This is a genomic window from uncultured Sphingomonas sp. (genome assembly GCF_913774285.1).
GTDB lineage: Bacteria > Pseudomonadota > Alphaproteobacteria > Sphingomonadales > Sphingomonadaceae > Sphingomonas.
On sequence record NZ_CAJYHX010000028.1, the window covers coordinates 115,409 to 128,647 of the forward strand.

15 protein-coding genes are annotated in these 13,239 nt (G+C 68.0%); 6 read left to right on the plus strand and 9 right to left on the minus strand.

Annotated elements, in window-relative coordinates; all coding sequences use genetic code 11:
- Position 1 precedes the first annotated feature (1 nt).
- The 6 genes from QZ670_RS14720 to QZ670_RS14745 all read right to left on the minus strand — a co-directional run bounded on the left by QZ670_RS14720 (position 2) and on the right by QZ670_RS14745 (position 5,334).
- Positions 2–943 (minus strand): Gfo/Idh/MocA family oxidoreductase, encoded by a 942-nt coding sequence (locus QZ670_RS14720; RefSeq protein WP_294256685.1) that lies wholly within the window; start codon positions 941–943, stop codon positions 2–4.
- A 23-nt stretch (positions 944–966) separates the two neighbouring features.
- Positions 967–1,812 carry a class III extradiol dioxygenase subunit beta gene (locus QZ670_RS14725; RefSeq protein WP_294256688.1) on the minus strand — a complete coding sequence of 282 codons (846 nt, stop codon included), beginning with the start codon at positions 1,810–1,812 and terminating at the stop codon, positions 967–969.
- Complete coding sequence (gene ligA, locus QZ670_RS14730) at positions 1,812–2,222, minus strand: protocatechuate 4,5-dioxygenase subunit alpha (RefSeq protein WP_294256690.1); 411 nt, start codon at positions 2,220–2,222, stop codon at positions 1,812–1,814. The genes QZ670_RS14725 and ligA overlap by 1 nt, the downstream gene beginning before the upstream one ends.
- Positions 2,219–3,244 (minus strand): amidohydrolase family protein, encoded by a 1,026-nt coding sequence (locus QZ670_RS14735; protein ID WP_294256692.1) that lies wholly within the window; start codon positions 3,242–3,244, stop codon positions 2,219–2,221. The genes ligA and QZ670_RS14735 overlap by 4 nt, the downstream gene beginning before the upstream one ends.
- The gene (locus QZ670_RS14740) at positions 3,241–4,113 is read right to left on the minus strand and encodes an NAD(P)-dependent oxidoreductase (RefSeq protein ID WP_294256693.1); all 873 of its coding nucleotides are present in this window, start codon (positions 4,111–4,113) and stop codon (positions 3,241–3,243) included. The genes QZ670_RS14735 and QZ670_RS14740 overlap by 4 nt, the downstream gene beginning before the upstream one ends.
- A 63-nt stretch (positions 4,114–4,176) precedes the next feature.
- Positions 4,177–5,334 (minus strand): LysR substrate-binding domain-containing protein, encoded by a 1,158-nt coding sequence (locus QZ670_RS14745; protein ID WP_294256696.1) that lies wholly within the window; start codon positions 5,332–5,334, stop codon positions 4,177–4,179.
- Between the two features lie 100 nt (positions 5,335–5,434).
- Between QZ670_RS14745 and ligK the strand changes: the two genes are divergently transcribed.
- The 5 genes from ligK (at position 5,435) to QZ670_RS14770 (ending at position 10,637) form a co-directional block, all read left to right on the plus strand.
- Entirely contained in the window at positions 5,435–6,109 is a 675-nt protein-coding gene (ligK, locus tag QZ670_RS14750; RefSeq protein ID WP_294256698.1) for a 4-carboxy-4-hydroxy-2-oxoadipate aldolase/oxaloacetate decarboxylase, read from the plus strand.
- Positions 6,102–7,163: a 4-oxalomesaconate tautomerase gene (locus tag QZ670_RS14755; protein WP_294256699.1), complete on the plus strand. Its 1,062-nt coding sequence runs from the start codon at positions 6,102–6,104 to the stop codon at positions 7,161–7,163. The genes ligK and QZ670_RS14755 overlap by 8 nt, the downstream gene beginning before the upstream one ends.
- Entirely contained in the window at positions 7,160–8,041 is an 882-nt protein-coding gene (locus QZ670_RS14760) for an amidohydrolase family protein (protein WP_294256700.1), read from the plus strand. Before QZ670_RS14755 ends, QZ670_RS14760 begins: the two co-directional genes overlap by 4 nt.
- Before the next feature lie 120 nt (positions 8,042–8,161).
- Positions 8,162–9,277 (plus strand): polysaccharide pyruvyl transferase family protein, encoded by a 1,116-nt coding sequence (locus QZ670_RS14765; RefSeq protein ID WP_294256701.1) that lies wholly within the window; start codon positions 8,162–8,164, stop codon positions 9,275–9,277.
- Positions 9,270–10,637: a Coenzyme F420 hydrogenase/dehydrogenase, beta subunit C-terminal domain gene (locus QZ670_RS14770; protein ID WP_294256714.1), complete on the plus strand. Its 1,368-nt coding sequence runs from the start codon at positions 9,270–9,272 to the stop codon at positions 10,635–10,637. The genes QZ670_RS14765 and QZ670_RS14770 overlap by 8 nt, the downstream gene beginning before the upstream one ends.
- 42 nt (positions 10,638–10,679) lie before the next feature.
- Here the strand turns inward: QZ670_RS14770 and QZ670_RS14775 are convergent, their stop codons facing one another.
- Positions 10,680–11,582 carry a manganese catalase family protein gene (locus QZ670_RS14775; protein WP_294256716.1) on the minus strand — a complete coding sequence of 301 codons (903 nt, stop codon included), beginning with the start codon at positions 11,580–11,582 and terminating at the stop codon, positions 10,680–10,682.
- 258 nt (positions 11,583–11,840) lie between these two features.
- Here QZ670_RS14775 and QZ670_RS14780 point away from each other — a divergent pair, with 258 nt between their 5' ends.
- Positions 11,841–12,083 (plus strand): hypothetical protein, encoded by a 243-nt coding sequence (locus QZ670_RS14780; protein ID WP_294256718.1) that lies wholly within the window; start codon positions 11,841–11,843, stop codon positions 12,081–12,083.
- Positions 12,084–12,233: 150 nt separating this feature from the next.
- On the opposite strand, the gene QZ670_RS14785 is transcribed toward QZ670_RS14780, so the two are convergent.
- Complete coding sequence (locus tag QZ670_RS14785; RefSeq protein WP_294256720.1) at positions 12,234–12,719, minus strand: hypothetical protein; 486 nt, start codon at positions 12,717–12,719, stop codon at positions 12,234–12,236.
- 126 nt (positions 12,720–12,845) lie between these two features.
- Positions 12,846–13,214, minus strand: a complete 369-nt coding sequence (locus tag QZ670_RS14790; RefSeq protein ID WP_294256721.1) for a hypothetical protein — start codon at positions 13,212–13,214, stop codon at positions 12,846–12,848.
- Positions 13,215–13,239 lie beyond the last annotated feature (25 nt).

Here is a 13,239-nt window from a genome sequence, read left to right on the forward strand (position 1 = left end):
CTCAACCCGCCAGCTGCGTCTCCAGCTGCCCGAGCACGCGGTAGCAATCCAGCACCTTGCCCACCGAACTGTTCGGCTCGCGCCCCTCGCGGATTGCCGACACGAACTCGCGGTCCTGCAGCTCGATGCCGTTCATCGACACGTCGACCTTGCTGACGTCGATCGGTTCTTCCTTGCCGTTCACCAGATCATCGTAGCGGGCGATATAGGTCCCGTTGTCGCAGATATAGCGGAAGAAGGTGCCCAGCGGCCCGTCATTGTTGAAGCTGAGCGACAGGGTGCAGATCGCGCCGCTTTCGCTCTTCAGCTGGATCGACATGTCCATGGCGATGCCCAGCTCGGGATGGATCGGCCCCTGCACCGCATGCGCCTGGACGATCTTGCCCGCCTGATAGGCGAACAGGTCCACCGTGTGCGCGGCGTGGTGCCACAGCAGATGGTCGGTCCAGCTGCGCGGCTGGCCCTTGGCGTTGATGTTCTTGCGGCGGAAGAAATAGGTCTGCACGTCCATCTGCTGGACGGCGAGCTCGCCCGCGGTGATGCGGTTGTGGACCCATTGGTGGCTCGGATTGAAGCGCCGCGTGTGTCCGACCATGCAGACCAGCCCCGTCTCCTGCTGCTTGGCGAGCACGGCCTGCGAATCCGCCCAGCTGTCCGCCAGCGGGATCTCGACCTGGACGTGCTTGCCCGCATTCATACAGGCGATCGCCTGCTCGGCGTGCATCTGGGTGGGGGTGCACAGGATCACCGCATCGACATCGTCGCGGGCCAGCGCATCGGCCAGCTCGGTGGAATGGTGCTTGGCGCCGTATTTCTCGGCGACGGCGGCGGCCTGCTCGGCGGTGCGGCTGATGATCGAAGTGATCTCGACGCCGTCGATCTTCTGCAGGCCGTCGAGATGCTTTTCGCCGAACGCGCCGGCACCGGCCAGGGCAATACGCATGGGTGTCTCCTGTAAGTCTTGGATCAGCGGACGGGTTCGAGCACGAGATGCCCGACCGCAGTGTTGGAAGCAGGCACATGGTAATGGCGGTGCAGCGCCCGCACGTCGCGCCCCAGCGCGCCGCGCATGATCAGCCACATCACCATCTCGATCCCCTCCGAGCCGGTCTCGCGCAGATATTCGATATGCGGGATGGCCCGCAGTTCGTCGCCATAGGGCCCGCTCATCATATCGAGGAAGCGATTGTCCCATGCGGCATTGATCAGCCCGGCGCGGGGCCCCTGGAGCTGGTGGCTCATGCCGCCGGTGCCCCAGACCTGCACGTTGAGGTCCTCGGGATAGCTTTCCACCGCCCGCGCGATCGCCTCGCCGAGCAGCCAGCAGCGATTGCCCGAAGGCGGCGGATAGGTGACGACGTTCACCGCCAGCGGCACCACCTTGACCGGCCACGCCTCGGGCTGGCCGAACATCAGGCTCATCGGCACGGTGAGGCCGTGATCGACCTGCATCTCGTTGACGATGGTCAGGTCGAACTCGTCGAGGATGCAGCTCTGCGCGATATGCCAGGCGAGATCGGGATGGCCGATCACGTCGGGCACCGGACGCGGCCCCCAGCCCTCGTCGCAGATGCCGTAGCGCTCGGCGCACCCGATCGCGAAGGTGGGGATGATCCGCATGTCGAAGGCCGAGGCATGGTCGTTATAGACCAGGATCACGACGTCGGGCTTCTCCCCCGCGATCCACTGCTTCGACCAGTCGTATCCGGCGAACACCGGCTGCCAATAGGGCTCGGCCGTCTTGCCGAGATCGATCGCCGCGCCCACGGCGGGGACATGGCTGGTGGCGACGCCCGCGGTAATCCGAGCCATCAACGCTTCTCCCGGATCGAGCGGACGCCCTCTGGGCTACGGCCGCCGGCGACCATCATCGCCTGATACTCCTCAGGGCGCATCCCCGTCATCGTGCCCACCGCCTGGAGGAAGCTTAGGCCGTCGGTGGAGAAGAGCTTGGCGAGGAAATAGATGTTGCCGCCCAGATCGAGGCAACGGTTGTAATCGCGGTCGAGCAGCGCCTGCTTCTGCGCCTCGGTGAGCGGCCACGCGTCCAGATAGGCGCGCTCGTCGGCCTTGAACTTTTCGCGATTCTCGGCCGTCATTAGGCTCATCGCGAACTGGTTCATCCAATATCCCTGCCGCGCCCGCGCCGCGGTGTAGACGCGGGTGCCGGGGATGTCGTCGAACTCCGCCAGATAGGCGTGGATGTCGCGCGGCCCGCTCACAGCCCGCGCGCCTTCAGCTTGGCGTCGAGCAGCGGGAATACCCGGCGGGCATTGCCCTCGAAGATCGCATGGCGCTCCGCCTCGGGCAGGTTGAGCGCGTCGACATAGCGCTTGGTGTCGTCGAAATACTGGCCGGTGGTGGGATCGATGCCGCGCACCGCGCCGACCATCTCCGAACCGAACAGGATGTTCTTCTTGTCGATCACATCCGCCAGCAGATTGATGCCCGGCTGGTGATAGACACAGGTATCGAAGAAGATGTTGTGCATCAGATGTTCGTCGAGCGACGGCTTCTTGAGCATGTCCGCAAGGCCGCGATAGCGCCCCCAGTGATAGGGCACCGCGCCGCCGCCATGCGGAATGATGAAGCGCAGCGTCGGAAAATCCTTGAACAGATCGCCTTCCAGCAGCTGCATGAAGGCGATCGTGTCGGCTGCGATGTAATAGCCGCCGGTCGCGTGCATCGCCGGGTTGCAGCTGCCCGAGACGTGGATCATCGCCGGTACGTCCAGCTCCACCATCTTCTCGTAGAAGGGGTACCAGTAGCGGTCGGTCAGAGGCGGATGGGTGAAGTGGCCGCCGCCCGGATCGGGATTGAGGTTGCAGCCGATGAAGCCGAGTTCGGTGACGCAGCGCTCCAGCTCCGCGATCGAACCCGCCATGTCCGCCTTGGGGCTCTGCGGCAGCATGCACACGCCGACGAAGGTTTCGGGAAACAGGTCGACGACGCGCGCAATCAGGTCGTTGCAGCGGCGCGCCCATTCCTTCGCCACCTTCTCGTCGCCGACATGCGGCGCCATCGCCGAGGCGCGGGGCGAGAAGATGGTGAGGTCGGCGCCGCGCTCCTTGATCAGGCGCAGCTGGTTGGCCTCGATCGTCTCGCGGATCTCGTCGTCGCTGATTTCGGGATAGGGCGGCGGGCAGGTGCCGGCCTTGAACGCTGCCTTCTGCGCCTCGCGCCAGGCGTCGTGCGCCTTGGGGAGCACGGTGTAATGGCCGTGACAGTCGATGATCATCGTCATTGCGATTTCGTCCTCTCCTCGATCGCGGCGAGCTTGGGCGCCAGCCCCTCGGGCGGGGTGCCGAGCCCGAGCGTGCCGATCGCGCGCTGGCGCTCGACGGTGCCGCGGGTCATCGCGGCGCCGGTGCCCAGCGCTTCAATCGTCTTGACCACTTCCTCCATCTCGGCGGCGCGGCGCAGGCCGTGGACCAACATGCGGTCGAGATTATAGTCGGCGCGCACTTCCCAAGGACGCGGCCGCTCGCTGGCATCTAGGGAAGCGAGCACCGCGTCGCGCACCCCCGCTGCTTCGGCCGCGAGCAGGCATTCGGCGGTGAGCGCCTCGAGCCCCTTCACCATCACCGAGCGGATCATCTTGATCGACGAGGCGCGGCCGACCGCATCGCCCACGATGCTGATATTCTGGAAGCCTAGCGCGGCCAGCACCGCCGCCGCAGCTTCGGCCTGCGCCCCGCTCACTAGCAGCGGCACCGCGAGCCGCGCGGGATCGACGGGCGCGAGGATGGCGCAATCGACATAGTGCGCGCCCGCCGCCTCCACCGCACGGGCGGCGGCCTGCTTGGTCTGCGGCGCGACGCTGTTGCCGTCGCAGTACAGGGCACCAGGGGCCAGATGCGGCGCGGCGGCTTGCGCCACGGCGAGCGCCTGGTCGGCGGTGACGAGCGAGAGGACCAGCGGGCGGTCGGCCAGTGCTTCGGCCAGCGTCGCCGCGCCTTCCACTCCAGCATCGGCATAGCGCGCGCGCATCGTGGCGGCATCGGCGCCGTCGGTCTTGCGATCGAACACCCGCGCATCGGCTTCCCAGCCGCCAGCGCGCGCGAAGGTCGAGCCTGCCTCTCCAAAGCCGATCAGGGCGATCCTGTCTTGCATGGGCCCGGCATGGCCGAGCCGCGCCGGGGTCTCCAATCGAATCCGCCGCCACGCTATAAGTTTTTACGTATATAGCGTTGCCGCGGAAGCATGGAGCGTGGCCAGAAACGCTGCCTGCGCGCGGGTTGGCCGCCAGTCGGCGCGGTAGGTCACCCCGATGGTCCGCGTGACGGCGCCCGGCGCCGGTCCCAGATCGACGAGCAGCCCGCTGGCCAGCTCCACCGAGAGCTGGTCGACCGAGAGCAGGGTCAGCTCGTCCCCGGCCTGGAGCAGCTCGCGGATCGTCATCACCGAACCGCATTCGATCGGCACCGGGGGGAGCGGCCCGCCGATCGCGGCGAACAGGTTGCGCCACAAGGTACGCAGCGGCGTGCCCTCGGGGGGCACGATCCAGCCAAAGCGATGGAGCGCCGCGAGCCGGTCCGGCGCGGTCGCCAGCGGGTGCCCGGCGCGGGCGATAATCGTCGGCCGGTCGTCGAACAGTGGCGCCTGGACGAGGTCCGGCCCCAGCGTCTCGGCATCGCGCAGCGCGCCGATCATCAGGTCGACCTCCCCGTCGCGCAAGGGGCCGACTAGCTCGCCATGCGCGCCCTCGTGGATCAGCAGGTCGATACCCGCATGGTCGCGGCGGAAGGCGTTGATCGCATGGGGCAATAGCCGCGCCCGACAGAGCGGCATCGCGCCGATCGAGATGCGGCCCGCGCTGCGTCCGAGCAGTTCGCCGAGATCCTCCACCCCCGCGCGCAGCTCGGCAAGCGCCAGTCGCAGCCGCCGCGCTACCTGCCCCCCGTGATGGGTGAGCACCAGCCCACGCCCCCGCCGGTCGACCAGCCGCTGGCCCAGCGCCAGCCCGAGATCGCCGACCGCGCGGTGCAGCGAGGAGACAGTCACGCCCGCCGCCTGCGCCGCCGCGGGGTAGCTGCCCTGCTGCGCCAGCGCGACGAACGCACGCAGCTGCGCCGCCGTCACCCGATTGCTGCCAATCAGTCGCAGCGCGACTTCCACCCGCGGGGCGAGCCGGTGGGCGGCCTCGGTGGGTACCATGCCGGTCGCGCGCCGCTCGAACAGGGCGGTCCCCAGCTGCGCTTCCAGCTTGGCGATTCCCTGCGTCGCCGCCGGCTGAGTGAGATTTACCGCCTCCGCCGCGCGGCTGACGCTGCCCAGCCGCACCGCGGCGGCCATGGCGGCGAGATGGCGGATATTGAGCTGATCGACGTGCACGGAATACAATTAGCAAAAACTAATGGCCCTGGCATCCTTCCGATTGGATGCCGCCGCCCCACACGCGCACCTCCATCGGCAAAAGACCAGAGGAGCTGCCATGTCGGGCATCGTCGTCCAGAACATCGAACGCGCCGATCCTGCGGTGATCGACGGCCTCGCCCATGCCGGCGTCGCCACCGTCCACGAGGCGCAGGGCCGCACCGGGCTGCTCGCCCCGCATATGCGGCCGATCTATGCAGGCGCGCGGATCGCGGGCAGCGCCGTCACCATCTCCGCGCCGCCGGGGGACAACTGGATGGTCCATGTCGCGATCGAGCAGCTGCGCGACGGCGATATTCTGGTGCTCGCCCCCACCAGCCCGTGCACCGACGGCTATTTCGGCGACCTGCTCGCCACCTCGGCCCAGGCGCGCGGCTGCCGCGGGCTGATCATCGACGCGGGCGTGCGCGACGTGCGCGATCTGACCGCGATGGGCTTCCCGGTCTGGTCGAAGGCGGTGCATGCGCAAGGGACGATCAAGGCGACGCTCGGCTCCGTGAACGTGCCGGTGGTCTGCGCCAATGCGCTTATCAACGCCGGCGACGTGATCGTCGCCGACGACGACGGCGTCTGCGTGGTTCCCCGCGCCACTGCGGCGGCGGTGCTGGAAAAGGCACAGGCGCGCGAGGCCTCCGAGGAGGCGCGGCGCCAGCGGCTGGCGGCGGGCGAACTCGGGCTCGACATCTACGCTATGCGCCCGAAGCTCGAAGCAATGGGCCTGAAATATGTCTGAGCCCGCTTCGGCCCGCGTCATGTGGATGCGCGGCGGCACCTCGAAGGGCGCGTTCTTCCTCACCGAGGACCTGCCCGCCGACCCCGCTGCGCGCGATGCCTTCCTGCTGCGGATCATGGGCTCGCCCGATCCGCGCCAGATCGACGGCATGGGCGGTGCCGATCCGCTGACCAGCAAGGTGGCGGTGGTCCGCAAATCCGCCCGCGAGGGGGCGGATGTCGACTATCTGTTCCTCCAGGTGTTCGTCGACCAGGCGATCGTCTCGGACGCGCAGAATTGCGGCAACATCCTCGCCGGCATCGGCCCGTTCGCGATCGAGCGCGGGCTGGTCGAGGCGCAGGAGGGGGAGACGCGCATCCGCGTCTATCTGGAGAATACCGGCCAGCGCGCCGTCGCCACGGTGCAGACGCCGCAGGGCCGCGTGACCTATGCCGGTGATGCTCGGATCGACGGCGTGCCCGGCACCGCCGCGCCGATTCCGCTCGAGTTCCGCGATACCGCCGGCTCCTCCTGCGGCGCGCTGCTGCCCACGGGCAATGCCGTGGACGTGGTGGAAGGCGTGCCCGTCACGCTGATCGACAACGGCATGCCCTGCGTGGTGATGAAGGCGGCGGACATGGGCGTCACCGGCTATGAGGACCGCGACACGCTCGACGCCGATACCGCGCTCAAGGCCCGTATCGAAGCGATCCGCCTCGCCGTGGGCGAACGGATGAACCTGGGCGACGTCCGCGAGAAATCGGTGCCCAAGATGATGCTGGTCGCCCCACCCCGGAACGGCGGGGCGGTGACGGTACGCAGCTTCATCCCCCATCGCGCCCATGCTTCGATCGGCGTGCTCGGCGCGGTGAGCGTCGCCACCGCCTGTCTGCTGCCCGGTTCGCCCGCAGCGGAGGTGGCGGAGATTGCCGAGGGCAGCCGCAAGACGCTCTCGGTCGAGCACCCCACCGGTGAGACGACCTGCGTGATGGAACTGGACGCGCGCGGCACGGTCGTCACCGCTGCGATGCTGCGCACCGCGCGCAAGCTGATGGACGGAGAGGTTTTCGCATGAGCCGCATCACCAGCTGGCACGCCGATCCCAGCGTGCCGCACTTCAGCCCGCCTCCCGGCGCGGTGGACGCCCATTGCCATGTGTTCGGGCCGATGGCGGACTTCCCGTTCAGCGCCAAGGCCAAATATCTGCCCGAGGATGCGGGCCCGGAGATGCTGTTCGCCCTGCGCGACCGGCTCGGCTTTTCTCGCAACGTCATCGTCCAGGCGAGCTGCCACGGCACCGACAATGCCGCGACGCTCAATGCCATCGCGAAGTCGGACGGCAAGGCACGCGGCGTCGCCGTGGTCGATCCGGCGATCAGCGACGCGGAGCTGGAAGCGCTGCACGCAGGCGGCATTCGCGGTGTTCGCTTCAACTTCCTCAAACGCCTGGTCGACGACGCCCCCAAGGACAAGTTCCTCGAGGTCGCCCGCCGCATCCAGCCGCTCGGCTGGCACGTCGTCGTCTATTTCGAGGCCGATATCCTCGCCGAGCTCCGCCCGTTCCTCGACGCGATCCCGACGCTGCTGGTGATCGACCATATGGGTCGCCCGGACGTGGCGCAGGGGGCGCATGGCTCCGACATGCAGGCGTTCCGCGCGCTGCTCGACAGCCGCGACGATATCTGGACCAAGGTCACCTGCCCTGACCGGCTCGACGCCAAGGGGCCGCCCTGGGACGATTTCGCGGCTGCGGTGGCGCCGCTGGTCGCCGACTATCCGGACCGCGTGTTGTGGGGCACCGACTGGCCGCACCCCAACATGCAGGATGCGATCCCCGACGACGGCGCGCTGGTCGACATGATTCCGCGCATCGCGCCGACGTCGGAGCTCCAGCACAAGCTGCTCGTCGCCAATCCGATGCGTCTGTACTGGCCCGAGACCTGGTCAGGATAACGTTAACCTTCAATATTTAGGCTTAAGGCGCAACCGCACGCCCTCCCCCTCGTTCAAGGCGAAACCAGAGGGAGGACACCACATGGCTTCGGCCGTTTTCGGCACCGGGTGCGCGCGCGCATGAAACTTCCGGGGTCCGACGATTCTTCGACGCTTCTCTACGACCTGCGCAGCGATACGCGCAGCGTCGGCATCCTCACCTTCCATCGCTGCATCAACTACGGCTCCTATTGGCAGGCCCGCTGCCTCGCCGAGGGCGTGCATGCGCGCGGCCACCGGGTGATGCTGCTCGATCATGAATCGCCGCACGTCACCCGCGCCGAGTGGCGCAACGCGCTGCAGCCGACGCTGCCGGTACGATCCAGCGCCGAGGACCGCCGGCTGTACGGCGCCAAGCTCCGCAAGTTTCTCTGCGCCTTCGATGCGCTGCCGCTCTCGCCCGGCTTCGACCTGGTCGATCCGCTCGAGATGCCGCGTGTCGATACGGTGCTGGTCGGCAGCGACGAGGTGTGGAACCTGCGCCACCCCTGGTATGGCGGCGCTTCGATCTTCTTCGGCCAGGGGCTGAACGCCGAATGCGTCGCCGCCTATGCCGCCAGCTTCGGCAGCTATGATGCCGATGCCGGGCTCGACCCCTATTGGCAGGATCAGCTGCGCCGGTTCGACACGATCGCGGTGCGCGACGAGAACAGCCGCCGGCTGGTGGCGCAGGCGACCGGCAAGTCGCCTCCGCTGGTGCTCGATCCTTGCCTGCAATTCCCGCCCCAGCCCGATGCCGCGACGCCGGTGCCCGAGGGCAACTATGCCCTGGTCTATGGCCATGGCATGCCCGAGGACTTCGCCGCAGCCGCCCGCAGCTGGGCGTCGGCACGCGGCATAAGGCTGATCAGCATCGGCTATCGCAACGACTGGGCGGATGAGCAGTGGCTCGATGCCGGCCCGCACGACTTCGCCGCGGCGATGGCGGGCGCGCAGGCGGTGCTGACCAATTTCTTCCATGGCTGCGTGTTCGCATTGCTCAACGACACGCCCTTTGCCTGCGCGCCCTCGCCCTATCGGATGAACAAGGTGCGCGACCTGACCGAGCTGCTCGGCGCGGAGCGGCACCTGCTGGTGCCCGGCGCGCGGATCGATCTCGGCGCGATCCTCGACGTGCCGCTGGACGCGGCGATCGGCGGCCGGATCGAGGCGATGCGCGACCGGTCGAACGCCTATCTGGACAAGGTGCTTGGCTGAGGCGCCCAGCCCGGCCGCCATCATTCGCTCGGGACTGTGCATCGGCTGCGGCGGCTGCGCGTCGGACGGCGGCGGCGGGCATATGGGATGGGACGGCTATCGCCAGCTCAAGCCCCAGGGGCCGCCCGGCTGGCACGAGACCCCGACGCCGCGCTTCGCCGCCACCTGCCCCTTCTCGCCGGAAGCCGTGGACGAGAATGCGATCGCCGAAGATCGCTTTCCAAGCGCGCCGATCGCCGACCAGCGGATCGGCCGGTTCGAGACGGCCTATGTCGGCCATGTCGCCGAGGGGGATTTCCGCGCCGGCGGCAGCTCGGGCGGCATGGTCAGCTGGGTCGCCGCCGAACTGCTGCGGCGCGGGCTGATCGACGGCGTCGCGCATGTCGTGCCGCTGCCGGGTCCCGGCGCCCCGCATTTCGGCTATCGCATCTCGCGCAGCCTGGAGCAGATCGCCGAGGGCGCGCGCTCGCGCTACCATCCGGTCCACCTCGCCCATGTGCTCGACGAGATCCGCCGCGTCCCCGGCCGCTATGCGGTGGTCGGCATTCCCTGCTTCGTGAAGGCGGTCCACCTCGCCCGCGCCGCCGAGCCGGTACTCGCCGAGCGGATCACCGCTACGCTGGGGCTGTTCTGCGGCCATATGAAGAGCGGGCGGCTGGTCGACAGCTTCGCCTGGCAGCTGGATGTGGATCCCGACGCGGTCACCGCGGTGGAGTATCGCCGCAAGGATGCCGATCGTCCCGCCAACTGGTACACCGCGCACCTGACCCTCGCCGACGGCAGCGCACGCTGGCAGGACTGGTGGCATCTGGCGGACGGCGACTGGGGTGCCGGCTTTTTCCAGAACAGCGCGTGCAACATGTGCGACGACGTCGTTGCCGAGACCGCCGACATCGCATTCGGCGACGCCTGGGTGGAGCCCTATTCCTCCGACGGCCGCGGCACCAATGTCGTGATCGTCCGGTCGCCGCAGCTGCGCGACGTGGTGGCGGCGGCGATCGGCGACGGGCGGCTGGCGCTGGATGCGGTGGACGCCGACTTCATTGCGGGAACCCAGGATGCCGGGCTGCGCCATCGCCGCGAGGGACTCGCCTATCGGCTGACCTGGGCGCGGCGTGGGATTCGCCCGAAGAAGCGCGTGGCCCCGAGTGCGGCAGGGATCGGGTGGCGACGCAAGCTCGTCTATCGCACCCGCGCTGGGATCGCGGCCTGGAGCCACCGTATCGCCTGGGCGGCGGATCGGTTCGGCGCGCCGGGTCTGTACATCCGCTGGGCCAGGGTGTCGCTCGGCCTCTACCAGGCGCTCACCTATTCGCGTGGCAAGCTCGGTGCCTGGCTCGACAAGCTGGAGCGCCGCTGAACGGGTCCCGGCCGAGCAGTGCCCGGCCGGGAAGCGGAAGGTTCAGGCTTCCACGTCGGTCTTCGTCCGCCCCGCGCCCGGGCCGGCGGCGAGATCGGCGCCGGTGGTGGGGTTGGTCGAGGGATCGGACTTGGTCCGCTCGGCCAGCTGGGTCAGCGCGGCGGTGTCGGCCGAACCCAGCGTCACCGTCGGCATACCGTCGCCATTGTCGGCGGGCAGCGTCTGCTGGAGATCGTCGACCCGGTCCCATTCCGGCCCGTCGTTCCACGGACCGCGCATGTCGCCCTCGCCCTGCGAGGTGTTGACGTACATGCTCGAATATTCCGGCACGCCCGGCAGCTTGCCCGGCGGGAAATTGTCCTCGATCGAATAGAGCGCCTTCTCGAACGACTTCTGGTGCGCCACCTCGCGCGTCATCAGGAACTTGAGCGCATCCTTGATGCCGGCATCGTCGGTGATGTTGATCAGCCGCTCATACACGATCTTGGCGCGGCTCTCGGCGGCGATGTTCGAGCGCAGGTCGCAGGTCGGATCGCCGCGGCTGTCGACATAGGCCGCCGTCCACGGCACGCCCGCCGAGTTGGTCAGCGCCGGGCCGCCGCCATAGAGGATCGCCTGGGTGTGGCTGTTGCCGCCTTGCGTCAGCGACATGTAGAGCTCGGCCTCTTCCATATCGCCTTCGGAGATATGCGCCTTCACGCCCTTGTTGAGCATCGCGACGATCGAGCCGATCACTTCAAGATGGCTCAGCTCCTCGGTAGCGATGTCGAGCAGCATGTCCTTGCGGCCGGGATCGTCCTCGGCGAGGCCTTGCGTGAAGTAGCGCATCGCCGCCGCCAGCTCGCCGTCGGGCCCACCGAACTGCTCGAGCATCAGCGAGGCGAGGACCGGGTTGGGCTCGGCCACCCGCACCGTATATTGCAGGCGTTTGTTGTGCATGAACATGCAGTCTCTCCTTGAGCATTGCGTACGGGAAGACAGCGGATGGCCGTGCACATGGTTCAGATACTTCTGCGTTGATCGATTATTTGTGATTGATCTGAATTAACTACGCACCCTCATGCGCAGGACTGCGCGGGTCGTTCCGGCTTCTTCAACATAGCTGTCGCTTGCGCGCTGAACGAGCCAGCCGATCAACGGAACGGGGAGCGGCGACCCTTCGTTGACCGACGAGAGAAGCACGGAACATCAGGAGCTTGCCAGATGAGCGACAAACAACCGATGCAAGCGAGCGGCGGCGACGCGCGCAAGGGCGCGCCCGACGGCGTCTCGGACGCCGACACCCATGGCCGCAGCGCGGGCGAGAGTGAAGGCGGCGCCTATCCGAACCCCTATCCGGACAAGGCCGAGAAGGAAGGCCCTGGCCATCTGATGGGCCATGGTGGGCAGAGCCATATCAACTATGAGGGCGGCCCGAATCCCAACGCGACTACCAAGGGGGAGTAGGAGATATCCACCTGCCTTTTAGTCCCCCTCCCGCTTGCGGGAGGGGCTAGGGGAGGGTGCGTGAGGGTAGCAGGCGAAGGCCTCGCAGAAAGAGCCTCCACGTCACACCCTCCCCCCGCCCCCCTCCCGCAGGCGGGAGGGGGAGCGGCGTCACCCCACCGCTGGCGCGAGGGCCTGTGCGCCGCCCGGCTCGATCGACGTCGGCTTGTCCGCGGTCACCGAGGGTGTCTCCGCTACTGCCGCGCGCTCGGCTTCCTCCTCCTGCCCGACCGGCAGCGTCTTCCCCGTGGTACGATCCAGTCCGATCGCCGTCACGATATCGAGCGCCGTCGCCGCGGCGACGAAGGCGATCGCGCCCCACACCGCCTTGTTCTGGGGTGCCCGCCGCGCCGCCAAGCCCAGCGCGGCGATGTCCATCGCGTCGCCGGCCACCCGGTTCCACACGCGGACGCTGTGCGCCGGGCCGGCGAGCAGCGCCGCGCCCGCGAACAGCTCGCGCGCGCCGAAGGTCCGCACCACGCCGTCATGGTCTTCAGCCGACAGCCCGCGCGCGATGCGCTTCGAGGCGGCGAGTTCGGCGATGCCGAGCCCGATCGAGAAAACGCCCAGTCCAAATCCCAGCTTGCGATAGTCCATCGGTCCGCTCCTTGCGCTTCGTGTGATCGATGCGCCCGGCATTCGGTGCCGGACGGCGGTCAACCAACCGCCCGGAAACAATCGGCGTTCCGAGGATTTCGCCAATACTATCCTATGTTTACAGGATCATTTGCAGGGGAAGCGCTGCTGCATCATCGCAGCGAACGCCGCCTTCACGCTGATGCCGCGCTGCGCCGGCGGAATTTTCTCGAACGCCGCGATCAGATCGTTGCTGCTCATCTTCGCCTGCCCCTTGGGCGGCGGGCAACTGCTCGGCTTCTTGCCCGCAGCAGCCTCCGCGGCGAGGTCGCCGCGATAGGCAGTCGATGCGCCTTCGATCTCCTGCTTGAGCACTCCGATGTCGGACGAGAACATCGCCATCGCGCCCTTGGCCTTGAGCGCGCTCACCTTGGCGACGAAGTCGGCCACGCTCATCGCCTGGGCGGGGACCGCCACCAGCATCAGTCCACCGGCCGCCAGAAACAGTCGTCGCATGCAAAAACGCTCCCGGAAAGGGTTC